24 protein-coding genes are annotated in these 23,159 nt (G+C 66.0%); 13 read left to right on the forward strand and 11 right to left on the reverse strand.

Features of this window, described 5'->3' with window-relative positions:
- Positions 1-8: 8 nt before the first annotated feature.
- Entirely contained in the window at positions 9-1,409 is a 1,401-nt protein-coding gene (locus ACGFNJ_RS13580) for an MATE family efflux transporter (protein WP_393446951.1), read from the reverse strand.
- 308 nt (positions 1,410-1,717) lie between these two features.
- Here ACGFNJ_RS13580 and ACGFNJ_RS13585 point away from each other — a divergent pair, with 308 nt between their 5' ends.
- Positions 1,718-2,458 (forward strand): class I SAM-dependent methyltransferase, encoded by a 741-nt coding sequence (locus ACGFNJ_RS13585; protein ID WP_393446953.1) that lies wholly within the window; start codon positions 1,718-1,720, stop codon positions 2,456-2,458.
- A gap of 112 nt (positions 2,459-2,570) precedes the next feature.
- Here ACGFNJ_RS13585 and ACGFNJ_RS13590 read toward each other — a convergent pair whose 3' ends face one another.
- Positions 2,571-3,368 carry an SAM-dependent methyltransferase gene (locus ACGFNJ_RS13590; protein ID WP_393446955.1) on the reverse strand — a complete coding sequence of 266 codons (798 nt, stop codon included), beginning with the start codon at positions 3,366-3,368 and terminating at the stop codon, positions 2,571-2,573.
- A gap of 231 nt (positions 3,369-3,599) precedes the next feature.
- Positions 3,600-4,010 (reverse strand): hypothetical protein, encoded by a 411-nt coding sequence (locus ACGFNJ_RS13595; RefSeq protein ID WP_393446957.1) that lies wholly within the window; start codon positions 4,008-4,010, stop codon positions 3,600-3,602.
- On the opposite strand from ACGFNJ_RS13595, the gene ACGFNJ_RS13600 reads away from it, so the two are divergent.
- The 3 genes from ACGFNJ_RS13600 to ACGFNJ_RS13610 all read left to right on the forward strand — a co-directional run bounded on the left by ACGFNJ_RS13600 (position 3,984) and on the right by ACGFNJ_RS13610 (position 8,307).
- Positions 3,984-4,721: a hypothetical protein gene (locus tag ACGFNJ_RS13600; protein WP_393446958.1), complete on the forward strand. Its 738-nt coding sequence runs from the start codon at positions 3,984-3,986 to the stop codon at positions 4,719-4,721. The two genes, ACGFNJ_RS13595 and ACGFNJ_RS13600, sit on opposite strands and share 27 nt — an antisense overlap.
- 921 nt (positions 4,722-5,642) lie before the next feature.
- On the forward strand, positions 5,643-7,043 hold the full coding sequence (locus ACGFNJ_RS13605; protein WP_393446960.1) for a M28 family metallopeptidase: 1,401 nt from the start codon (positions 5,643-5,645) through the stop codon (positions 7,041-7,043).
- A 229-nt stretch (positions 7,044-7,272) separates the two neighbouring features.
- Positions 7,273-8,307: a fused (3R)-hydroxyacyl-ACP dehydratase subunits HadA/HadB gene (locus ACGFNJ_RS13610; protein WP_393446962.1), complete on the forward strand. Its 1,035-nt coding sequence runs from the start codon at positions 7,273-7,275 to the stop codon at positions 8,305-8,307.
- 15 nt (positions 8,308-8,322) lie between these two features.
- Here the strand turns inward: ACGFNJ_RS13610 and ACGFNJ_RS13615 are convergent, their stop codons facing one another.
- From ACGFNJ_RS13615 to ACGFNJ_RS13625, 3 genes are read right to left on the reverse strand one after another with little or no spacing between them, the layout of a single operon-like run.
- Entirely contained in the window at positions 8,323-9,075 is a 753-nt protein-coding gene (locus tag ACGFNJ_RS13615; protein ID WP_393446964.1) for a MerR family transcriptional regulator, read from the reverse strand.
- A gap of 44 nt (positions 9,076-9,119) precedes the next feature.
- Positions 9,120-11,030, reverse strand: coding sequence for an alpha/beta fold hydrolase (locus tag ACGFNJ_RS13620; protein WP_393446966.1), 1,911 nt, complete (start codon positions 11,028-11,030; stop codon positions 9,120-9,122).
- Positions 11,031-11,063: 33 nt separating this feature from the next.
- Positions 11,064-11,720, reverse strand: coding sequence for a TetR/AcrR family transcriptional regulator (locus ACGFNJ_RS13625; protein WP_393446968.1), 657 nt, complete (start codon positions 11,718-11,720; stop codon positions 11,064-11,066).
- Positions 11,721-11,868: 148 nt separating this feature from the next.
- Between ACGFNJ_RS13625 and ACGFNJ_RS13630 the strand changes: the two genes are divergently transcribed.
- From ACGFNJ_RS13630 to ACGFNJ_RS13645, 4 genes are all read left to right on the forward strand, one after another.
- Positions 11,869-12,243 (forward strand): hypothetical protein, encoded by a 375-nt coding sequence (locus ACGFNJ_RS13630; RefSeq protein ID WP_393446970.1) that lies wholly within the window; start codon positions 11,869-11,871, stop codon positions 12,241-12,243.
- A gap of 305 nt (positions 12,244-12,548) precedes the next feature.
- On the forward strand, positions 12,549-13,790 hold the full coding sequence (locus tag ACGFNJ_RS13635; RefSeq protein WP_393446972.1) for an oxygenase MpaB family protein: 1,242 nt from the start codon (positions 12,549-12,551) through the stop codon (positions 13,788-13,790).
- 81 nt (positions 13,791-13,871) lie between these two features.
- Positions 13,872-14,225: an ArsR/SmtB family transcription factor gene (locus ACGFNJ_RS13640; RefSeq protein ID WP_393446974.1), complete on the forward strand. Its 354-nt coding sequence runs from the start codon at positions 13,872-13,874 to the stop codon at positions 14,223-14,225.
- Positions 14,222-14,869: an SRPBCC family protein gene (locus ACGFNJ_RS13645; protein ID WP_393446976.1), complete on the forward strand. Its 648-nt coding sequence runs from the start codon at positions 14,222-14,224 to the stop codon at positions 14,867-14,869. The genes ACGFNJ_RS13640 and ACGFNJ_RS13645 overlap by 4 nt, the downstream gene beginning before the upstream one ends.
- A gap of 149 nt (positions 14,870-15,018) precedes the next feature.
- On the opposite strand, the gene msrA is transcribed toward ACGFNJ_RS13645, so the two are convergent.
- Both msrA and msrB read right to left on the reverse strand, forming a co-directional pair.
- Positions 15,019-15,483: a peptide-methionine (S)-S-oxide reductase MsrA gene (gene msrA, locus ACGFNJ_RS13650; protein WP_393447834.1), complete on the reverse strand. Its 465-nt coding sequence runs from the start codon at positions 15,481-15,483 to the stop codon at positions 15,019-15,021.
- A 44-nt stretch (positions 15,484-15,527) separates the two neighbouring features.
- Positions 15,528-15,983, reverse strand: coding sequence for a peptide-methionine (R)-S-oxide reductase MsrB (msrB, locus tag ACGFNJ_RS13655; RefSeq protein WP_393446978.1), 456 nt, complete (start codon positions 15,981-15,983; stop codon positions 15,528-15,530).
- A 142-nt stretch (positions 15,984-16,125) separates the two neighbouring features.
- Between msrB and ACGFNJ_RS13660 the strand changes: the two genes are divergently transcribed.
- Together ACGFNJ_RS13660 and ACGFNJ_RS13665 are read left to right on the forward strand one after the other, a co-directional pair.
- Positions 16,126-16,536 (forward strand): hypothetical protein, encoded by a 411-nt coding sequence (locus tag ACGFNJ_RS13660; RefSeq protein WP_393446980.1) that lies wholly within the window; start codon positions 16,126-16,128, stop codon positions 16,534-16,536.
- Between the two features lie 99 nt (positions 16,537-16,635).
- Positions 16,636-16,956: an ANTAR domain-containing protein gene (locus ACGFNJ_RS13665; RefSeq protein ID WP_393446982.1), complete on the forward strand. Its 321-nt coding sequence runs from the start codon at positions 16,636-16,638 to the stop codon at positions 16,954-16,956.
- Between the two features lie 9 nt (positions 16,957-16,965).
- On the opposite strand, the gene ACGFNJ_RS13670 is transcribed toward ACGFNJ_RS13665, so the two are convergent.
- Positions 16,966-17,646, reverse strand: a complete 681-nt coding sequence (locus ACGFNJ_RS13670) for a PAS and ANTAR domain-containing protein (RefSeq protein WP_393446984.1) — start codon at positions 17,644-17,646, stop codon at positions 16,966-16,968.
- Between the two features lie 178 nt (positions 17,647-17,824).
- On the opposite strand from ACGFNJ_RS13670, the gene ACGFNJ_RS13675 reads away from it, so the two are divergent.
- Both ACGFNJ_RS13675 and ACGFNJ_RS13680 read left to right on the forward strand, forming a co-directional pair.
- On the forward strand, positions 17,825-18,640 hold the full coding sequence (locus ACGFNJ_RS13675; protein ID WP_393446986.1) for a M15 family metallopeptidase: 816 nt from the start codon (positions 17,825-17,827) through the stop codon (positions 18,638-18,640).
- A 161-nt stretch (positions 18,641-18,801) separates the two neighbouring features.
- A complete protein-coding gene (locus tag ACGFNJ_RS13680; protein ID WP_393446988.1) occupies positions 18,802-19,341 on the forward strand; it encodes a hypothetical protein in 540 nt (179 codons plus the stop codon).
- A 17-nt stretch (positions 19,342-19,358) separates the two neighbouring features.
- Here the strand turns inward: ACGFNJ_RS13680 and ACGFNJ_RS13685 are convergent, their stop codons facing one another.
- Positions 19,359-20,165, reverse strand: coding sequence for an SAM-dependent methyltransferase (locus ACGFNJ_RS13685; protein WP_393446990.1), 807 nt, complete (start codon positions 20,163-20,165; stop codon positions 19,359-19,361).
- Positions 20,166-20,391: 226 nt separating this feature from the next.
- Between ACGFNJ_RS13685 and ACGFNJ_RS13690 the strand changes: the two genes are divergently transcribed.
- A complete protein-coding gene (locus ACGFNJ_RS13690; RefSeq protein ID WP_393446992.1) occupies positions 20,392-22,515 on the forward strand; it encodes a putative bifunctional diguanylate cyclase/phosphodiesterase in 2,124 nt (707 codons plus the stop codon).
- Here the strand turns inward: ACGFNJ_RS13690 and ACGFNJ_RS13695 are convergent.
- Positions 22,508-23,053 carry a DUF6886 family protein gene (locus tag ACGFNJ_RS13695; protein WP_393446994.1) on the reverse strand — a complete coding sequence of 182 codons (546 nt, stop codon included), beginning with the start codon at positions 23,051-23,053 and terminating at the stop codon, positions 22,508-22,510. The two genes, ACGFNJ_RS13690 and ACGFNJ_RS13695, sit on opposite strands and share 8 nt — an antisense overlap.
- Between the last annotated feature and the right edge of the window lie 106 nt (positions 23,054-23,159).

Genomic DNA, 23,159 nt, shown 5'->3' on the forward strand with positions numbered 1-23,159 from the left:
CAGGCAGGTCAGCGGGTTTCAGAGATACGGGAGGCGGCCCGCTGCGGCAACCCGTCGGCCTCGAGATACCCGCGAAGCCGGGCGAGCGTGTCATTCACCATGAGGATCGCGGCGGTGGCGAGGCCCGCGGTCAGACCCAACCAGACGCCGATCGCGCCGAGACCGAGGGGGAAGGTGAGCAGCAGCGCGACCGGAAGCCCGACCACCCAGTTGCCGAGCAACGATGCGCGAAAGCCGACGCCGGTCTCCGTCAGACCGCGCAGCAGGCCGACCCCGAGAGTCTGTGCGGCGTCGAAGAATTGGAGCACGACCGCGACGCAGAGAAACGTGTGCGCGATCCGCAGTGTCGCCGCCGACTCCGCACCGTCGAGAAACCAGCGAAGCACCCAATCGGGGGCGAGCAGATACAGCAGCCCGGCCAGCGCCGGAATCACCGCGGCTTGCCGCACCGCCAGCCAGGTCAAGGCGTGCGCCTGCCGGTACGCCCCACCGAAAACCGCACGGCTCAACAGGATCGAGGCGCCGTGCGACAGTCCGACCGCCGCCTGCAGCACGACGTAGACGACCTGACTGACGACGTTGTGCGCGGCCAGTGTTGCCGCCCCGAACGTGCCGATCACCAAGCCGAGCACCGAGAAGATGCCCGCCTCGGAGCCGAAGGTCAGTGCGATCGGGGCGCCGAGCCGTAGTTGGGCACGCACGTCCGGCCAGCGCACCGGCCAGATCCGCACCGACAGCGCCACATTCAGTGCCGGATCGCGGCGCACAAGAAGCCAGAACACCACGGCGGTGAGCAGGAAGACCACCGACGTCGCGGCGCCGATGCCGGTGAGTCGCAACGCCGGTAGCGGGCCGAAGCCGTAGACCAGGCACGGCACGAGCACCAGGTTCAGCAGCGCGGCGCCGACGGAGACCATCGACGCGACCTGGGCGCGTTGCATGCCGATGGTGTACAGGCGCAACACCTGAAACCACAAGTACGGCAGCAGCGCAGGCGCCAAGGCCACGATCATCGGTCGCGCCGCGTCGAGCACCGCCGCGTCCTGGCCGAGCCATTGCAGCGACCAGCCGAACCCGATCAGCAGCAGTCCGCCGAGCACGCCGGACACCGTGGCGATCGCGAAGCTCGATCGCAGCACCGCCCTGAGGTCGGAATCCGGTGTCACCTCACGTTTTTCGGCGCTGCTCACCGCGATCGCGACGAGATTCTCGGTGCCGGTGATCACGCCGACGCAGATGCTGCGAATCTGGTTGAACAACAGCAGCACAAGGCCACCTGCGGCGATGTGGCGCACACCGAGTGTGCCCATTACCGCGTAATTGGTCGTCGACATCGCGACTTGCGTCAGCTGCACCACCGAAATCAATGCACCGAGTGTTGCCAGCCGCCGACCGTCCGAATAGCTCACCAGACCTCCTCAGCCGCACCTCGGTGCCAGAAGCGGGGATCGTGCCAGGTAGGAGCGTTGAGCAACAAGTTGTTGGCAGAATACTGTGCCGTTGCGGGTTTCGACCCGAAAACGCTACGCATTCGGCTGCCGACATGCGACGCGCTCGGAGCACACGCAACTGTCGGCATTCGACAGGTATTGTTCCCCCGGCTGTTCGTTTACCGAGGATTTATGCGCCGCGCCCGGACGGTGAAACCACACGCTCACGTCGGGTGTCGAACTATGCGACAGCACCGAATAGCAATTCCTACTTATGTGGAGGCGTCGTGAACTGGGAGCAGTGGCAGGACAGTTGGGACCGGCAGCAGGAGTTCTACATGCCCGACCGCGAGGAACGGTTCCGGGTGATGATCGAGCTGGTCGAGGCGGTCGGCGGCCATGCGCCCGGGGTGCTCGACCTGGCCTGCGGCACCGCGACCATCAGTCACCGGCTGTTCGCGCGGCTGCCCGAGGCAAGGTCGGTCGGGGTGGATCGGGATCCGGCGCTGCTCGCGATCGCCCGCGGTTCGTTCGAGGGCGACCCGCGGATGACGTTCGTGACCGCCGACATCAAATCGCCCGACTGGATGTCCGGCTTGCCCGACGAACCCTTCGACGCGATCGTCACCGCGACGGCACTGCACTGGCTGAAGGCCGAACCGCTCGCGCGGCTCTACGGCGACCTCGGCAAACTGTTGCGCCCCGGTGGCATCTTCCTCAACGCCGATCACATGCCGGAGCCGGGAACGCCGCTGCTCAACGCCATCGACGAGACCGTGCAGCAGGCACACCAGCAGCGGGTGACCCGCGCGGGCAGCATGGACTGGGCGGACTGGTGGGTTGCGGCCGCCGCCGACCCGCAGCTCGCGGCCGAGGTCGCGGCCAGCCGCGAGATCATGAGCACTCACGTCAAGGGTGAGGAACATCCGGCGGGATGGCACATCGCGCAGCTGCGCGAGGCCGGCTTCCTGGAGGCGGGCATCGCGTGGCGCTCGGTGACCGACGCCTTGGTCGCCGCCATCCGCTGACCGCGCCGTCCCACCAGCCACGAGCCGCCCCGGGGAGCACGCACGAATCCGGATCGCCCGTCGCCCCATTCATTCCGCACTGGGTGCCGGGTGATCCGGGTGTGCGTGGGGTTCATGCCTTGCGCGCGATACCGCCGACCATCAACCGCTGTCCGATGCTCAACGAGCTCGGCACCTCGCCGTCGGGGTGCCATTCGGGCAGGTAGACCAGGCCGGGCTCGACCAGGTCGAGGCCGCGGAACAACCCGAGAATCTCGTCCTCCGTGCGGAAGCGGCCGGTGCCGAGCAATTGCAGGAACGACTTCTCCAACTCGCGTGCCTCCGGGCCGGAGTCGCAGAAGTGGGTGATGAACACGTAGCTGCCCGCGGGCACGGCGGCGAGATACTGGTCGACGATGCCTGCCGGGTCTTCGTCGTCGTGCAGGTGATGCAGGATGCCGACGAGCAGCACCGCCACCGGTTCCGCGAAATCCAGCGTCCGCTGGACGTCCGGGTCGGCCAGCACCGCCGCGGGCACCCGCATGTCCGCCGCGACGACCGTGGTCCGCTCCTCGCCCGCCACCAGAGTTCGACCGTGTGCCAACGCAATCGGATCGATGTCGACATAGACGACGCGCGCCTCCGGCTGCAGCGCCCCCGCCACCTGATGGGTGTTCTCCATGGTCGGCAATCCGGCGCCGAGATCGAGGAATTGTTTAATCCCTGCCACGCCCGCTAAATAGCGCACGCCTCTACCGAGCATCGCCCGGTTCACCTTGGCCACCTCCGCGACCTCGGGCACCGTCTCGGCAAGGTGCTCGACGACCGCATGATCGGCAGGGAAATTATCTTTTCCGCCTAGTAACGCGTCGTAGACGCGCGCAATACTCGGCTTGGTTGTGTCGAACTCCGCTGACTCCGAACCTGACATTGTTCGTCCTCTCGCATGACACCCACAGGGTCACTGTCCCGCTCCTCGCATGCACCTAAGCATGAATGTTCAACCATTGCGGCACATTTACTGAACCGTGACCCACATGAGCGGCCTGTCGCGCGAAAGTTGGCCGAATGTTCGATATCTCGGCCGAGATCTGCGTCCAATATGCGAGTTTTCCTCGTCAGGGCTTCACATTTGGTGTAAGTGGTTGAGTCGCGGTGTAGTTCACGAACCGAGATCAAGGCGGCAGTTGTCGGACACACCGTCTACTTGCATGCGTGGGTGGTGGTCGGCTTCGTCGAAGTCGATGTCGGAGTTGTCGTCGACGTCGGGGTTGTCGTGCGCGACGGTGTCGTTGTCGTCGTCGGCACGTGCGCGACTGTCGGTGTCCCCGTTGGTGTCTTGGCCACGGATGCGGTAGCGCAGCTGGTCGGCGCCGGGCTGGACGACTTCGCCGGTGACGTTGTCGTCGTGGTCGCCGTCGTGCTGGCGGGGACGGTCACGGTAACCGTGATCGTTTTCGGTGTGGTCGTGGCCGTGGTGGTCGCGGGGACGATCACGGTGACCGTGGACGTCCGCGGTGTTGTCGGCCAGCTCGGGACGACGACGGTGACGGTGGACGGCCTGCTGCCCCACGGGTCGGGGTCGGGCTGTATCGAAATGCCGCCGGTGATCGAGAAACTGGGGAACGTCCACGGGCTGGAGGTGGCCGTCACCGTGGTCGTTGTGGTCTCGGTCGGGACCGTGCTGGTTTCGGTGGTCTCCGTGGCGCTGGTGATGGGCTCGGCCGAGGCCGTCTCCGTCACGGTCACGGTTTCCGGGGCGATCGGGCCGGTGCCATCGACCGAAGCGTTCGGGTCTGCGGCGGGAGGCGGTGCGTCACTGGTTGTTTCGGTGACCACGCTGGTAAGGCTCGACTCGAGCGACGTGGTGCTCGTCATGCTGCCGTGCAGCAGCTGCGAGAGATCGCCGAAGTTCTGCGTCCCCGACGACGACGCGGTGTTGCCCAATCCGTCGCTGCCCGATTTGTTTCCCATCGCGATCGCTCCCCCGGCCGACGCGACGATCACGACGGCCGCGACCGCGGCGTACGGAAGGTGTCTGCGCGCATCACCGGTGGTCACATACTCGGTGACGCGCCGCCACGTCCGCACGAACGGCGACGCGACCTCCTGGTCGGAAGTCGCGTCGTCGCAGGCCTGCTCGTCCAACGGTGCCGCCGTGTCCGTGGAATCCACACCGGGCCCGACCTTTTCGCCAGCATCGGGAATGCTGATGACTTCGGTTGCCTCGGGATCCTGGTCGTCGGGTTCTTTGTTGGCGAGCACGAGATGCCTTCTTCTCTGAGTATCAGGAGCCGGTCAGCATGCCGCGGAGAAGCCGGCCGAGGATGCCCCCGGCGCCTTCCGCGGAACCAGAGCTGCTTCCCGACGACCCGAACGAACCCGACGACCCGGTGGTCGACGACCCCGTTAGTCCTGGGCCGGAGAACGACGATCCGGTACCCAATTGACTGGACTCATCCGTGTTTTGCACGACCGGCTCGACCGACACACTGCCGGTGACCGGAACAGGCTGTGCGGTCGCGGTAACCGCAGGCAACGCGAGAGCCCCCAACATGGCGCCGGTGACAATTCCGGCAGAAATTGCATTGAACTTACGCATAGAACTGAAAACCTTTCATAGCTACACAAACCAGCACTGGGCGACCGGTATCAGGCAGAAGAGTAGCGGTGGGACAAATCAGGTCCAGGTCAAACCATCCGTGGGTGAAGCGGGTCGGGAGATTGCGCGTATCACGTTAGCGGGCAAGCGCTTCCGCACTCAGTTCCCACTCAAGTGGTGACCACCGCGCTGCGCTGCCCACGAGGTAGAAGCGCACGCCGAGCGACTCCTCCTTCCCCGACAGTCGTCGGCCGATCGTCGGAACCTGCCCCACCGTACGGCCGTTCGGATCCGGCGCCCCATCGTCGATCCCGGTCACCGGAACCGAACGGCGAAAATCGTTGTCGAGAACTGCGATAACTGGTTCCCACTGTGTTCAAGTGGGATTTTACGAAGGCGTCGGATCGGCTTAATCTCCGACCATCGGGATTCAACCGTCCCTTTGGAGGAGCCGTCATGCCCCGCATTTCCTGCCGCGCCAGAGCCGGCCATGTAATTGCCGCCGCCACTGCGCTACCCGTTGTTTTGTCGCTCGTGTTCGCGGGTTCGGCACACTCGGAACCAAGCGCCGCGCCCGAGCGACAATTAGTCGACTCGGTCCAGGTGCCGAACATCAAACGCCACCTCGACAAATTTCAGTCGATCGCCAACGCACACAACGGAACCCGTGCCGCAGGCACGCCAGGCTTCGACGCCTCCCGCGACTATGTGGCCGAAAAGCTGCGTGGCGCAGGCTATCAGGTGACGGTGCAAAAATTCGATTTCCCGTTCTTCAAGGAAAAGTCGACGGGGGTCATGGACCAAATCTCCCCCAACGCCAAGACCTACAAGCCGACCCCGCCCGGTAGCAGTACGCTCGGCGACTTTGCGACCCTGACCTATTCGGGCTCGGGCGACACCAAGGCCGCGGTGCAGGCTATTGACCTCACGCTGCCGCCGACGCCGACGCCGAGCTCGACCTCCGGCTGCGAGGCCACCGACTTCGCCGGCTTCAAAGCAGGCAACATCGCGCTGCTCCAGCGCGGGACCTGCCCCTTCGCCGACAAGGCCAAGAATGCCCAGGCCGCAGGGGCATCCGGGGTGATCATCTTCAACGAGGGACAGCCAGGACGCACCGACACCTTCACCGGAACCCTCGGCGGACCGGGCTTCACCCTGCCGGTGGTCGGCACGAGTTTCGCCATCGGCCAGGAACTCGCGACGACGGCCAACGTCGTCGTCCGGCTCAAGACCGACACCGAAAGCACCACGCGCACAACCAGTAACGTCATCGCGGAGACCAAGAAGGGCAACGCGGACAAGGTCGTGATGGCGGGGGCGCACCTGGACTCGGTGCTCGCGGGACCCGGCATCAACGACAACGGTTCCGGTAGCGCAGGCCTGCTCGAGGTCGCGCTGCAGACGGCCATGTTCACGCCGAAGAACAAGGTCCGCTTCGCCTGGTGGGGCGCGGAGGAGCTCGGCTTGCTCGGCTCCGAGCACTACGTGGCGAGCCTGTCCGAGGCAGACCGCAAGAAGCTCGGGCTCTACCTCAACTTCGACATGATCGGTTCGCCGAACTACGCGTACATGATCTATGACGGCAGCGAAGGCGGACCGGCAGGCTCCGCGGAGATCGAGAAGAACTTCGATCGCTACTTCGACACCCTGCGCCTCCCGCACATCACCACACCGTTCGACGGCCGCTCGGACTACGGCCCGTTCATCGCGGTCGGGATCCCGGCAGGCGGTCTGTTCACCGGCGCGGAGGGCATCAAGACGCCCGAACAGGCGAAGATGTTCGGCGGCGAGGCGGGCAAGGCCTACGACGCCTGCTACCACTCGGCCTGCGACAGCACCAAGAACATCAACGAGAAGGCGCTGCGGGTGAACACCGGCGCGATCGCCTTCTCGGTCGCGACCTACGCCTTCAGCGACAACCCGCCCGGCAAGGCAGGCGAGACGAAGGCCGCTGCCCCGCAGCGCGCGAAGGACGCCCCCTACAAGGGAGGTCTGATCCGGTAACTCGAACCACTAACACCGAATGACAGAACGTCCCTCGGCGCGATCCGCAGCGCGCCGGGGGGCGTTCTGCTGCTTCCCGCCGACCAGAAAAGCCGCACCCACCCTGGGTGCTTGATGTGTCCAGCGGATAGGTTGTGGCGCAGTGTCACAACGAGGCGACCCGAATGCGTCTGTCGTTGGCACTGCACAGTTCCGGTTCACCGGGGGCCGAGACCAGGAAGGCAGCTCAATGGAAGCGACGTTGGACGCGGTCGGGCACATGGAGTCGTTGGTGGGACATCACTACCGAGTCGACGACTACTACGAGGTCGGGCGGGAGAAGATCCGCGAGTACGCGCGCGCCGTGCAGGATTTCCATCCGGCGCACTGGAGCGAGGATGCCGCCGACGCGCTCGGCTACAGCGGACTGGTCATGCCGACCACTTTCGTCTCGATCCCCGCGATGCTGGCCAACCGCAGGCTCTTCGAAACCGTCATCACCGGCTATGACGTGTTCGTGCAGACCGATCAGGTCTTCGAGATGCACAAGCCGGTGGTCACCGGCGACCGGCTGGTCAGCGATGTCGAGCTGGAGTCGGTCCGGCGGATCGCGGGCCGGGATCTGCTCACCGTCAAGAACACCTTCACCGACCAGACCGGCGAGGTGGTGCAGGTCATGCACACGACCGTCGTCGGTGTCACCGGCGAGGAGGTCGACGCGGGCATCAGCGACGCCGTCAAACGAGTGGTCATGCACGGCATCGAAGTTCCCTCCCGGACCAAGGTCGCCGAGACGAATGGCGGTAGCGCACCGGACGCCGGGCTGCACCTGTCCCAGGCGACCCGAACGCGGGTGCCCCGCACCGCGATCCGATTCGACGACGCCACCGTCGGCACCGAGCTTCCGCCGCGGATCGCGACCCTGACTCGCGGTGATCTGGTCAACTACGCGGGCGTGGCCGGCGACGCGAACCCGATCCACTGGGCGGACAGCGTCGCACCGCTCGCCGGGCTCCCGGATGTCATCGCGCACGGGATGCTCACGATGGGGCTCGGCGCAGGCTTCCTCACCGAATGGCTCGGCGACCCGGGCGCCATGACCCGGTACGCGGTTCGACTGTCGAATTACACTGTCGTCGAATCGAATACCGTCGGCAGCGTCGAATTCACCGGCCGCATCAAATCTCTCGACCCCGAGACGAAGACCGCGGTCATCGTCCTCGTCGCGAAGTCGGCCGGGCGCAAGATCTTCGGCCTCGCCACCGCCGAGGTTCGGCTCCGGTGAGCTGAAAGCGGTCGATCACGGCCGGTCCAGGTCCGCGGGCGTCGGGAGTTCACTCCCGACGCGGACCAAGACATCGATCTGGGCCGGGTTATACAGGTCGAACAAGGCTTCGGTGAGGGTATTCGCGGCGAACTGCTGACCGCGTGGCGAGTCGGCGATCAAGTTCCGTACGTGGGGGTGATCGGCGTACATCTGCCTGGTGTCCACCAGCATCCGCTTCGCCAGGTCCGCGCGCGCCTGCTCGTCGGCATCCGCGGGCAAGTCAGCGAATGCCCGGCTGCTCGGATAGTTCGCCAGCGCCGCGGTCATCGCCTGCGTTCCGTCCGGGCCGAGCAGCCGGGCGAGGACGAACATGAGTGATCGGTCGGCGCCGGACAACACCACATCGGCGGCCGCCGTGGCGAATTCGGACGGCAGGTCGATCGCCGCCTGGTTGCTCAGGACCTGGGCGATCTCGGCGCGGACCCGCTGGAGCCGGTCGATGGTTTCGGCGAGTTCCGCGTCGAGTTCGCGTAGCGCCGCCGCCGGCTGCGCGTCGGTATCGTCCATCTCGGCGATCTGCGCGAGCGAGAGACCGAGCCCGGTAAGGCGTTTGATCCGCAGCACCCGGACCAGGTGCGCTACGCCGTAGCTCTTGTAGCCGTTGGCGCGGCGTTCGGGCTCGGCGAGCAATCCGATGTCGTGGTAGTGCCGCACCGTGCGCAGGCTGGTGCCCGCCAGCTCGGCCAGCTCACGCGTACTCCAGCCCACGATCACTCCTTTCCGCATCGGATACCTATGCCGTCAGTCGACACTATGCCGTTACGGCACAGTCAAGCGCCGCGAGGTCTGGAATCCGGATCCTGGCGACCGCCGAGATGCTCGGCGAGGAATCGGTCGATCGCGCGATAGAGGTCGATGGCGTTCTCCGGGTTCAGGAAGCCGTGGCCTTCGTCGTCCTTGATCAGGTACTCGACCTCGACACCGCGCGCGCGGAGCGCCTTGACGAGATTGTCGGATTCGGCTTGGACGACGCGAACATCGTTGGCGCCCTGCGCAACCAGCAACGGGGTGCGGATGTCGTCGGTTCGGCTGATCGGCGACCGAGCCAGCATGTCGGCTTCCTGCGCCGGGTCGCCGGGGTCGCCGACGAAGCGGTACCAGTTGTTGACCAGGAACGGCCGGGAAAAGGCAGGCACGGTGCGCAGGAAGTTCGCCAGGTTCGAAATCCCGACATAATCGATGGCTGCGGCAAAGACGTTGGGGGTGAAGCAGACTCCGACCAGCGCGGCATAGCCGCCGTAGGAACCGCCGAAGATGGCGACTCGATCACGGTCCGCGTATCCCTGTGCGACAGCCCAATTCACCGCATCGATGAGATCGTCGTGCATCTTGCCCGCGAATTCACCGACGGCGGCGTTGACGTGCGCCTTGCCGTAGCCGGTCGAACCGCGAAAGTTGACCTGTAGCACCGCATATCCACGATTGGCGAACAGTTGCACTGCCGGGTCGTAGCCCCAGCTGTCGCGCGCCCATGGGCCGCCGTGCACCATCAGGACCAAGGGCAAGTCGGTCGGTGCCACGCCGACCGGGAGCGTCAGATACGACGGGAGTGCAAGCCCGTCGCGCGCGGTGACAGTGACCGGCGTCATCGGGGCCAACACGGCTGGGTCCAGGTCCGGAAAGGGCCGGAACAACAGGCGACTCTCGCCGGTGGCATGGTCGTAGTAGTAGGTGGCGCCGGGGTCACGATCGTGCTCGAAGCTGACGATCCACCGCGTGCCACTCGCGTCGGAGGACAACGCGCCGAGGTCGCCGTCGGACAACGACGTCAGATTCGCCAGCACCGCAGCGAAATTCGGCTCGAGCGGGTGAATCACCTGTCGCGCACCGAGATAGCGTGCACCGATCAGCTCGCCCGTCCGCCGATCGCGGATCAGCGCCGACGGGTAGCCGGGCGAAATCCCGCTGCGCGGGTCGAGATCGAAGGTCGGATGGCTGTCGACCTCGGTCTGCTCGCCCGTAGTCAGGTCGAGCCTGGCCAAGCGGGTCCGGTCGGTGCCGCGATTGGACCCGATCCACACGCCGGTGCCGTCGGGGGTGAGCTGCAGCGGGTTGACGCCGACCGGGTAGTCGGCGCCGTCGAACACCACGATCGTACGCAATGTGCCTGTGCCGCCGTCCCATTGGGAGAATTCGAGGTCGCCGTCGGTCGTCATCGCCGAGAAGTACAGGTCGCCGTTGTCGCTGAAGAGCCAGCTACCGCCGCGGCCCGGGTTCTGTGCGAGCAGCGTGAGGGCACCGGTGCCGAGGTCGAGTTCGTGGATGTCGAACTCCGCGACCGCCCTGCTGTTCAGCTGGAGAATCACGGTGCCCGGCCTGCCGCGGGGCAGGTCGAAGGTCAAGACCTTCGCGCCGGGAAACGGGGTGAGATCGACCGCGCCCGCCTCCGGGCTCTCCAGGTCGACCCGGTACAGGTGCCAGTTCTCGTCGCCGTCGTTGTCCTGCAGGTAGAGCAGCCAGCGCGGATCGTCGGTCCATTCGAAGCTGACCACACTGCGCTTGTCGTCGGCGGTCACGCATCGGGGCGCCGCGGCGGCGTCCAGGTCCTGCACCCACACATTCAGCCGGTGCTGCCACGGCGCCAGATAGGCGATCCTGGTTCCGTCGGGTGAGACAGACGCCGCCGCACGGACGGGTGAGTCGAACAGGTCGGCCACGGTGAGCAGTTTCGGTAGTGCCATGTCCGTAGTGGACACCGTGCCGCTACGGCATGGTCAACCCTGCGCCGGCGTCACGAGGTCAGCGACTTCGTCGGCGAACAGCAGGGCTGGGTCGAATCCCATTCCGGCGAAATGGCCCGCGAGTTCGAGGGAGAGCACGCCGTGCACTCTCGTCCAAAAGGACAGTGCCCGATGGAGAGTCGCGGTCGACGCCGGATGGCCGCCCGCCCAGTCCCGGTGGTGGTCCAGGTGCGCGTCGAACGGCGTTGCCTGCTTGTCGACCGCCTGCGCGGCGTGCGCGTTGATCAGCACCGTCATGATCTCGTTCGAGATCTTCGTTGTGTCGTCGGGTGCGTGGTAGCCGGGCACGGGCGTGCCGTAGACGAGGAAGTACCGGTGCGGGTCTTCGAGCGCCCAATCTCGGAAGGCGAGTGCCAATCCGGTGATGTCCGAACCGGATTCGGCAGCGGCCTGGACGGTGTCGGCCAGGCTGCGGTAGGCGTCGCGGATGAGCTCGGTGAGTAGCTCGTCGCGGCTGGCGAAATACCGGTAGAGCGCGGGGCCGCTCATGCCCATGTGTTTGGCGATCGCGTTGAGCGACAACGCGGAAACACCCGTCGTCGCCAGTTGCTCCCACGCGTGCTGCTTGATCTCCGCGCGCACCTGGTCCCGGTAGCGCTCGCGCGGCGTCTTCCCACCGGTGTCTGCCATCAGCTCTCCCAATCCATGCAACGCCATCGAAGGTTAGTTAGAGCCTATCACTTTCCCTATTGACGCTCACTCATTCCAGTTATAACCTCTAACTAGAGCAAGTGATGCTAACTCAAAGCCGAAAGTGGCCGTTGAACAGGAGAGAACCGTGCTTGATATCCAGCAGGAGCAGGCAGTGCCCACCACGATGTCGCGCCGTACCAGCCACCCCGCCGCGCGATCGGTCATCATTTCCGCCTGGGCCGTACCCGTTCTGATCATCGGCCAATTCGCCATGGTCGCCATCGTCCCGGTCGCGCTCGTGCTGATCGGCACGCTGCGCAACGCCCACCTCCACGCCCTCCGCCGGTGGGCCGCCGCCCTCGCGACGGCCTACGGCACCGCCCTCGCCCTCTGGGCAATCGGCCCCGACCGCGCCCCGAGCCTCTCGAAAGACCTCAACCCCGCCCTCGCAGGCATCATCGTTGCCGCAGGCATCGCCGTCGCCATCCGCTACCACCTCCTGCGATGGAAGCAGAGTTGAGCCAAGTTATCGATCATTATCATTGACACCAAATCACCCGGCACCCTCAGGTGACACCTGCGATCCAACAGCACCCAGCAGCGCCTACCCCACAAAAGCAAGCAAAGATCGCGTTAGACAGAGACAATCGCGCTGCATCCAGCCGGGCAAGCACGAATCAATGCGGTTCTTCCAAAGCCGAGACGACAGGCCGGTCAGCCTGTTAAGTTAATCACTATTCTTCCATCTACAAGACGCAGATCGGCACCTATCGGCCGGGCAGTGCGTCGACATGGTGGTGTCCAGGCTCGGCAAGGAGTAGCGACATGGACGGACTCAGTAGGCGTACCGCGTTGAAGGCAGGCGGGGTGCTCGGCGCGCTCGGCACAGTGGCGATGGTGGCACCCGGACGGGCGGAACCGTGGACCTGGTCACCCGGCGGGTCGGTGGCAGGGACCGGATCCGGGGTCGATCCGATGGGGGTGTGGGATGCGGAGGCAGATCCCTTGGTGGCCGGGCTGATCGAGCGTGGCGAGGTATCGAGGGTGAACGAATCGCTGCGGACGTGGACCAGGAACGGACAGCCGCTTCCCGCTGAATTGCCCACGGAGTTAAGGGATTTCATGGAGTACGCGCGGCAGCTGCCGCAGTGGGCCGATCCGGGCAAGCTGGGCACCTCGGTCGAATTCACCAAGAAGCGGGGGCTGTATCTCGGCGTGCTGTACGGATTGGCCAGCGGTATGATGAGCACGGTCATTCCGAAGGAAGCGCGGGCGGTCTACTACTCCAAGGGCGGTCATGATCTGAAGGACCGGATCTCCAAGACCGCGAAGCTCGGCTACGACATCGGCACCGCGAATGCCTATGCGCCCGACGGCGAGATGGTCGTGACGTGTGTGAAGACCCGGCTGGTGCACGCGGCCGTTCGCCATCTGCTTCCGCAGTCCCCGCACTGGGTGTACGCCGCCAACGAGCACATTCCGATCAGCCAGAACGACATGATGGTGACCTGGCACAGCTTGCCGACGACCGTCATGAAGCACCTGACCGCCTGGCGCGTGCCTATTCCGGCGCACGAGTCCGACGCATTCCTGCACTCGTGGCAGGTGTGTGCGCACCTGCTCGGCATCCGCGACGAGTACATCCCCAACTCGTGGGGCGAGGCCAATTCTCAAGCGACTCAGGTCCTCGACCCGATTCTGGCCCCGACTCCCGAGGGTGCGGCACTGGCCGACCGGTTGTTGCGGCTCGGCATGAACATCGACCTCACGGTGTTGAGCAAGCCGGTGCTCGGCGCCTTCACCCGCTTCCTGCTCGGCGATCCGATCGCCGACGGGCTGGCCATCCCGCGGGAACCGGTCTGGGATCCGCTGCTCAGAGTGAGTTGGGGTCCTTTCATCGCGGTCCGCGAGGGCCTGCTCCCCGTCGTCCCACTGGCGCCGGAGGCCTACTGGCTCTTCGACGAATTCCTCCGCCAGGCAGCCCTGCTCTACCTGGCCGAACTCCGCATGCCGATCAGCATCGAACTCCCCCAGCACAACCGCGACATGAGCCAACCACCCCGCTGACTCCCCCGAGGGCGGTGCGTGCGCTCGCCGGTTTCAATATTCGGTCTTGACTTATATAAGCACAGCCTTAAGTATTGAGTTATGCACGCGTTCGATGTTCTCGGGGATCCGGTGCGGCGGCGACTGCTCGAGCTGCTCGCCGAGGGTGAACGGACCGCAGGCGAGCTGGCCGCGGTCGCACACGAGGAGTTCGGGATCAGCCAGCCCGCAGCGTCCCAGCACCTGAAAGTGTTGCGCGAGAACGGCTTTGCCACCGTGCGAGCAGAAGGAGCGCGACGGCTCTACGTTGTCGACACGACACCACTGCGTGAGGTGGACCGTTGGCTGGAGCACTTCCGGCACTTCTGGACGACCCGGATGGCGGCACTGGACACCGAGATCGCCCGCGGCAAGCGCATTCGCGCGCAACACCACGATGAAGGGAATCCGGAATGACTGAGCCGACCATGGACACCGATCAACAGCTCGACGCCCTCGATCGTACGTTGAAGACTGATGAGCACGGCGAAACAGTCAGTGCCACACTAGGATTGAGCCAGGTTTACGCGACGGACATCGACGATCTCTGGGACGCGTGCACCTCCACCGAACGGCTGGCCCGCTGGTTCGCACCGGTCACCGGTGAGCTGCGCGTCGGCGGACGGTTCCTGGTGCAGGACAATGCGAGCGGCACCGTCGAAAGCTGCGATCGACCCCATGGATTCACCACTACCTGGGAGTTCGGCGGCGAAACCTCGCGCATCGAGGTACGGCTCACCGCGGAGTCCCCCGACCGGACCAGGATGACGCTGACGCACAGCGGCGAAATCGACAGTGCACGTTGGTCGGAGTTCGGACCCGGCGCGTTGGGCGTCGGCTGGGAACTCGGCTTCGCCGGCCTCGGCCACTACCAGAGCACCGGCGCGCGCACGCCGCTGGAGTCCTCCGGGTGGCTGCACACGGCCGACGCCAAACGCTTCATCACCGAGAGCAGCCGCCGGTGGTCCGAGCAGGCGCGCACGGCGGGGATGCCGGACGACGCAGCGCAGGCCGCACACGAACGCACCGCGGCCTTCTACACCGGCACCGAAATGAACTGAGCGGTAACGTATTCGAGCGCCGGTGCGGGCCTCGACCTCACCAGATGCGCCGGCGACGCGCGTTTCGCGTCGCCGTCGCACCCGAGAGAGACTTTCGGCCTGACCCTGACCGCACTGCTGAGCACCGAGGCGAACTCGACGTCCGCCGACTACGCGGTGGTTTGCCGCTTCGGCAGCTTCCAGCCGGGACGCGGGAAGTGGCAGGTGTAGCCGTCGGGGTACCGGAGCAGGTAGTCCTGGTGTTCCGGCTCGGCCTCCCAGAAGGTGGGGGCCTGCGTCACCGGGGTGACCACCTTGCCGGGCCACAGACCGGAGGCGTCGACATCGGCGATGGTGTCGAGGGCAACCCGCTTCTGATCTTCGTCGGTGTAGAAGATCTCCGAGCGGTAGCTGGTGCCGATGTCGTTACCCTGGCGGTCCTTCGTCGTCGGATCGTGGATCTGGAAGAAGAACTCGAGCAGCGCCCGGTAGTCGGTCTGCGCGGGGTCGTAGACGATCTCGACGGCCTCCGCGTGGCCGGGATGGTTGCGGTAAGTGGGGTTGTCGTTGCTGCCGCCGGTGTAGCCGACTCGCGTCGAGAGCACACCGGGCTGCCTACGGATCAAATCCTCCATGCCCCAAAAGCATCCGCCGGCCAGAATCGCCTTTCGCGTGTCCGTCACACGTCCTCCTTCATGAAAAGAGCCTTGTACTGCCCATAGCCTTCCGCCTCCAGCGCGTCGAGGTGGACGAACCGCAGCGCCGCCGAGTTGATGCAGTACCGCAGGCCACCCTCCGCGCGGGGACCGTCGGTGAAGACGTGCCCCAGATGGCTGCCGCCGTGCGCCGAACGCACCTCGGTGCGGATCATCAGATGACTGAAGTCCCGCTTCTGCACCACGTTCTCCGCGTCCACCGGTTTGGTGAAACTCGGCCAGCCCGAACCACTGTCGAACTTGTCGACCGAGGCGAACAACGGCTCACCGGACACCACGTCCACGTAGAGACCAGGCTCGTGATTGTCCCAGTATTCACCGGTGAACGCCCGCTCGGTCCCGTTCTCCTGGGTGACGCGGTACTGCTCGGGCGAGAGTGCGGCGACCGCCGCGGGATTCCTGTTGTACTCCTTGGCCACATGACCTCCTCATATCGGCTCCCCGTACAACGGGTGCGCCGAGCAGGAAAATCCCGTCCGGCCTGCGCGTCACACTTCGGTCATTATTCGCTCGGGACGGTCGCCGCGGTAGACCCGCCGGTGCCGGGAGGAGACTGAGTACGTGGCGAATGACGGGGTTGCGCTGGTGGTGGTCGATGCCGCGAATGTGGTCGGGTCGCGGCCCGACGGGTGGTGGCGTGATCGGGCGGGCGCGGCACGGCGGTTGCTGGTCCAGCTGACCACAGTGGGTCAGCGGCTGGATCAACCCAGTGAGGTGGTTGTGGTGCTCGAGGGGGCGGCGCGGGCCGCGGTCACGGACGCGGCCGATGCGGATTTCGGCGGGCTGCGGGTGGTGGCGGCGGACGGTTCCGGAGACGACGCGATCGTCGACGTGGTCGCGGCGGCGATCGGCGCGGATCCACAGCGGTCGATCACCGTGGTGACCGCGGATCGCGGACTCCGTGACCGCGTCGAAGCGCTCGGCGCAACGACCGTCGGCCCGCGCTGGCTACTCGACCGCATCGAGCCGTGAAGCGGGCGCTGAGCTCGGCGGGCACTACCGATCGGCGGAACGGGAGACTCCGAACGGTCTCCGACCCATAACAACCCGCTCGGTGGGTAGTCCTGCGATATGAGCGATGCAGTCGAGGAACGTGGCCAGCCGTCCCTCGGACGCGCTTCCCCCGAGCTATTGGCGACGCGGGCCGTGATCGAGCAGGCCAAGGGCGCGTTGATGCTGGTCTACGGGATCGACGCCGAGCAGGCGTTCGGCATGCTACGCAAGCGCTCGCAAGCGACGAACGTCAAGCTTCGTGCGCTGGCCGCGCAGTTGATCGCCGAGATCCCGACGCTGAACCTCACGTCCCCCGAACTCCGCACCCAGGTCGACCATCTCCTGCTGATCGCACACACCCTCGCTGAAAAGTCCCGGCAGCCGCCGAACGGGGCATGACCACAACGCTTACTGGGCAGCGTCGACCCGTTCGTGCACGGTCAGCAAGAGGTGATCGAATCGAGTGCGGAACCCCGCGGTGTCATTGCTCAGCAACCTGAGCTCGTGCACGAACTGCGCGGCGAGATCGCGCAGTTTCGTGTTGGTCTCCTGCGACCGCCAGCGCAGCACTCGGAACGCCTGCTCCGCGTTCACCCCGTACGCCAGGATCAGCGCGCCCTTGGCCTGCTCGATCACCGCCCTCGACTCGATCACCTCGGGCAGGATCTCCTCGAGCACTTCCTGGCGCTGTTCCTCCAGCCGTTCGGTCACGTCCACGTAGTACCCGGACGTGCCGACCACGACCCCGTCGTCATCGGTCATGAGGTCGCCGACGACGACCACCTCACGCACCTCCCCCGCGGTGTCGATGATCCGATGCCTGCCGCAGAACGGCTGCCCGGTTTTGGCCGCCGCGGCGATACAACCCGCGACATGCTCCCGATCGTCGGGGTGTTTGTGCGAGAGCAGCAGGTCGGTGGTCGGCGCTACCGTGTCCGGCCGGTAGCCGTACATCGCGGCGAGCTCGGCGGACCACTCCCACCGCTGGTCGGCAAACCAGAATCGAAACCAGCCCGGCTCGGCGCAGGCGTCGATGCCGATGGTCTCTTCCATCGCGCTCACCGCCTCGGCGGCGAGCTCTTCGCCCATATTCACTCGTTCAGTATCCGCCGAAACACTGCCGCTTCATATGAAGACCCCGAACCGGGCGGCGAATCACAATGCGGTGTGCGGGCTCGGCATGCGATCGTTGTGCCGAGCTCGTCTCCGCCGCGACCCGGCGGGTGAGCGAAAGTAGTTGAGCCAGAACTGAATCGCGAGGAGAAACATGACGTTCCGACGATCGTTACGGCGCATCGGCGCACCCGCACTCGCCTGCGTGATCGCGATGATGGTGACGGCGTGCGGCGACACCGGCGCCGACGCACCGCAGGCAGGCACCACACCCGCGCCACCCGCGGCCGACGAGTCGTCGTTCGTGTCGATCACCGATGTCGATCCGACGATCCTGGTCGAAGCGCGCTATTTCGGGCAGCACAACTTCCTCGGCACCGTGGTGAACGGCTACGAAGCACCCAAATGCCTGTTGAGCAAGCAGGCGGCGGCCAAGCTCGCCGAGGTGCAGCGGGAGCTGCGGTCGATGAACCTCACGCTCAAGACCTACGACTGCTATCGCCCGCAGCGCGCCGTCGACCACTTCGTCGCATGGGCGAAAGACCTCGGCGATGTGAAGATGAAGAAGGAGTTCTACCCGAACGTCGACAAGGCGAATCTGTTCCGCGACGGCTACATCGCCGAGAAATCCGGGCACAGTCGCGGCAGCACCCTCGACCTCGGCATCGTCGCGCTGCCCGCGGCCGATCCCGAGCCGTATCGGGACGGTGACCCGCTGCGCGAATGCTTCCTGCCCGCCGAGCAGCGCTACCGCGACAACATCCTCGATTTCGGCACCGGCTACGACTGCTTCGACCCCGCGTCACACACCGCGAACCCGGCCACCGGCGGCACCCAGCGTGCGGTGCGCACGCTGCTCACCCAGTTGATGGACGAGCACGGCTTCAAGAACCTCGCCGAGGAATGGTGGCACTTCACGCTGCGCGACGAACCGTTCCCCGACACCTATTTCAACTTCCCCGTGCGCTGAATCGAGCGGGCGGCGCCGGTGTACAGGCGCCGCCGAGCTCCATACACTGAGAAAACTGCGGCACGGTCGATCGCCGGAACGCCACGGCAGCACAGCGGTCGGCAACTCCCGAAGTCCCGATCCCAGGGCGGCGCCAGTCGTCCGTTCATGGAGGAGGCAAGATGCCCGATCCATCGCATCGCAAGGTGTGTCTGCTCGGCCGGGGCTGCGTCTGCCCCACCGTCACGCTGTTTCTCGCGCCGGAACCGTTGATACCCGGCGGCAGCATCCTGCACCTGCTCGAGCAGGCCCCGCTCGGCGGCGACACCGCAGGCCCGCGCCGCGACCCCGACCTGATCGCGCTGGTGCAAACCGAATCCGCGATCACCGATCCGCGCTTGCTGCGCACCGAGTTCCGCGCGTTCCACACCGGCAGGCCCGATCCCGGCCAGGTCAACACCATCCTGCACGACCACCACATCACCGACACCGCACCCATCGGCCTCGATCTCGACGACCCCGCCGAACTCACCCGCCTGGCGCTGCTCCCCGAACACTCCATCGGTTTCCGCCGCACCGAAGACTTCCAGCAGGCGGCCATGCGCGCCGCCATGCTCGCCGTCTACCGCCACTTCGACGTAGACCACCGAATCCGCCTGATGTACCACGGCTTCGCCGACCCCGCCACCGGCTGGTTCGCCCTCCGCACCGCCACCGCCTGAGTGGTCGGCTCCGCGCTTCAGTCCTTGTGGGCGAGGGCGCCGTAGGCGCCGGAGGATTCGGGGTGGTCGCCTACGTCGGAGGGGTTGTCGGGGCGCCAGAGGGGGAGGTGGACCAGGCCGGGGTCGAGGAGGGTCCAGCCGTCGAAGAAGGTGGCGATCTCGGGCTTGGTGCGCAGGACTATTTCGGTGGAGGTGCGGCCGGAAAGCTTTTGCGCCTCAAGGACTTCGGTGGGCTGACCGTCGAGGGTGGCGTGGGTGATGGCGAGATAGCTGCCGGGGGCGACGGTGTCGCGCAGCCGGGCAACGGCGGCCGCGGGATCGGCATCGTCGGGGACGAAATGCAGGACGCCGAGGAGTAGGACGGCGACCGGCTTGTCGAAGTCGAGGAGCTTGGCGACCTGAGGGTCGGCGAGGATGGTGTCGGGGGCGGCGATGTCGGCGTTGACCACCGCCGCGGCCGGGTTACCGTCGAGAATGGCGCGGCTGTGCGCGACCGCGACCGGATCGATATCGACGTAAACCACACGGGCCGAAGGGTTTCGAGCCTGCGCCACCTCGTGGACATTGCCGACGGTGGGAATGCCGGAGCCGATGTCGAGGAACTGGGTGATGCCCGCGTCGACGAGGAAGCGCACGCAGCGGCGCAGCAGATCCCGGTTGGCCCGCATGGTTTCGGCGACATTCGGCGTGAACGCCTCGATCTGGCGCGCCAGCATCCGGTCGATCTCGAAATTGTGCATGCCGCCGACGAAGTAGTCGTACACGCGGGACGCACTGGGCCGATCCAGATCGATTCCCTCAGGTGCCCAACTCGGTCTGGTCATCGATCCCGAACCCTTCTCGATATCCCGCGAAAGCACCGCCATCGTAGCGGGGTTCACAGGTGTCCCGCTCGAGGATGGCAGTCGGCGGGGTGGGTGAATCCAGTCGTGCGAATAGCTGACTGGGACGTGTAGTTTGCGGAACGCAGCGGGTACTTCCGTCCGGATGGACTCTGTCCGGTTGCTCCCATTAAGCAGGGTACGGAAAACCGGACTACGATCTGAGCTTATGGCGTCGGATGCCGGGAGGGGATCAGATCCTGGCGGACCGCACGCCGAACTGGCCGAACGGTGGGCGGCCGCACTCGGTGGCGGGCCGCGCAACCATGTCGTGCCCATGAGTTCCGCCGAGTCCCGCCTGCTGCTTGCCGCGCTTGCCGAAGAATTCATCGCCGCCGCCGCATCCACCGAACCGGCCGACCGGGTCGGCGAACTCGGCAGTGAGCTGGCCAGATCGCATTTCGTCGGCGACGAGGTGCTCGGCCGCACCCTTGCCGTGTTGAACGCCTACCTCGTCGGCACGGTGCCCGCCGACCGCGCGGCAGAGCTGTTGTCCGCCTTTGCCACCGGTTATCTGCGCGCCTTCCGCAGCTGGTTGCTGGCCGAGCAGGAAAGCGTCCGCGCGGCCGAGATCGCGGCCCGCCGCATGGTGGAACAGCAGCTGCGCGCCAGCGAAGCGCGGTTGCGCGCGGTGTTCTCGCAAGCGGGCATCGGCACCGGGCTCTCGGATATGACCGGGCGGATCATCGAGGTCAACAACGCGTTCGCGGGCATGCTCGGCTATCAGCCGGAAGAGATGCTCCGGCTGTCGGTCACCGACCTGACCCACCCCGAAGACGGCCCGGACATGTGGCAGAAGTACGCGGGCGTCCTCGCGGGCAAGTACGACAACGTGCAGTTGGAGAAGGCCTACCGGCATCGCGACGGCGGCACCGTGTGGACCAACATCAACGTCTCGCTCATCCGTGACGAGCACGGCAAGCCGCAATACACGCTGGTGCTGGTGGAAGACGTCTCGGAACGACGGGCGTTGCGAGAACGCTTGCAGTACCGCGCACACCACGATCAGCTGACCGGGCTGCCGAACCGGTCCCGGTTCTTCGATGCGCTCACCGCCGCGTTCGCGGACAGCACCAGGGTCGGGCTCTGCTACGTCGATCTCGATCATTTCAAGACCGTCAACGACACCTTCGGGCACGCGGTCGGCGACGAACTACTCGCGCAGGTGGCCGCGCGCCTCAGCGCGTGCCCGACCCGGGCCGATCAGCTCGTCGCGCGGATGGGTGGCGACGAATTCGTCTTATTGGTGCCGCATTCCAGCGGTGTCAACGAAATGGCGGGCCTGGCCAGAACGGTCCTGCACGCCTTGGCCAAACCGTTCTATGTTCGCGAACATCAACTGACCGTTTCGGCGTCGATCGGCGTGATGGAGGAACGGGCCGATCGCTGCTCCGCAGGTGAGTTCCTGCAAGCCGCCGACACGTCGATGTACTGGGCCAAGGCGGCGGGCCGTGGGCGCTACGCGATCTTCGATGCCGATCGTGGCCGCCGCGAACACACCAGCGCCGAGCTGTCGGCGGCGATGCCGTCGGCGTTGCGGCAGGGCGAGTTCTTCCTCGACTATCAGCCGATCGTGTCGCTCGCGAACGCGCAAACCGTCGCCGTCGAAGCGTTGGTGCGCTGGCGGCATCCGGACCTCGGCGTGCTCAGCCCCGCCAGGTTCGTCGACCTCGCCGAGGACAACGGCCACATCGGCGCGCTCGGCGCGGTGGTGCTGGAGCGGGCCTGCCACGACAGCAGGCAGTGGCACAACCGGTATCCGCACACGCCGACCGTCAGCGTCAATGTGTCCGCCGCCGAGGTCGCCGACCCGGCCTGGCTCGACCACGTCCAGCACATCATCGCGGACACCGGCATCAACGCGAACATGCTGCAGCTGGAACTGACCGAGCGCGCGTTCATGCAGACGACCGGCCGCCCGCTGCGGGCGCTGCACACCCTCGCCGACTCCGGAGTCCGCATCGCCATCGACGATTTCGGCACCGGCTACTCGAATCTGGCCTATCTCGGCCAACTTCCGTTGCACGTGGTCAAGCTGGCCGGCCCGTTCATCCAGCGCATCCGCACGCCGGACACCGCGAGCCCCACCGATCTGCTGCTGCTCGAAACGATCATCAACCTGACCCATGCCCTCGGCTTCACCGTCACCGCCGAATGCGTCGAGACCCGCCATCAGGCCGATCTGCTCCGCGATCTCGGCTGTGACACCGCCCAGGGCTGGCACTTCCATTACCCCATGCCCGCCGACCAGGTGACCGCCCTGCTCGGCCTCTCGGACCTGCACCTCAGCTGAGCGCCGAACGTGGTTGCGCACCACGCATTCTGATCCCGCTCCACCCCAATGAGCTGGACCGCACCGCATCCCAGAAATCCATCAGGTTCGGCAGTATCCGCAACTGGATGCCCGCACGCTCGTGCAGGCCGAGGAGATCACCAACGGGCTGCGCCGGTCCGAGCGGCTCGACCGGCACCGTCGCCACCATGGCGTGCGACACCGGGGCATCGAACGGCCGGAACGGAGCCGCAGGCAGTCGATAGGCATACAGATCAACCGTCTGCAGCGCGGCCAACCAGCGGAACTCGATGGCGTGCACCCGATCTCCGCCGCCGGGTCCGATGATCCGCTCGCGATCGGCGGCGGTCGTGGTCGGCGCCACCCACGCCAGCACCCGCGGGCAGTCACGGGGAAACCAGTAGTCGGGCGAGCGCACGCTATCCACCGCCCACACATACTCTTCGGGCTGTTGCGCGGTCCGCGCGACGTGCGGAACGAACCGCTCGATGGTCGGGTCTTCGGAGAAGTGCAGCACCTCCCCCACACCGGGATACACACCACTTACCTTGGCAGAGTGTCTGGTCCGGCGAGATCACAGACCCTGCCCACTGTTCACAGGGCGAGCAACCTGTGTGAACAGTAGGCAGGGTTTGTGGGACACC

The sequence above is a fragment of the Nocardia sp. NPDC049149 genome (genome assembly GCF_043197455.1).
GTDB lineage: Bacteria > Actinomycetota > Actinomycetes > Mycobacteriales > Mycobacteriaceae > Nocardia.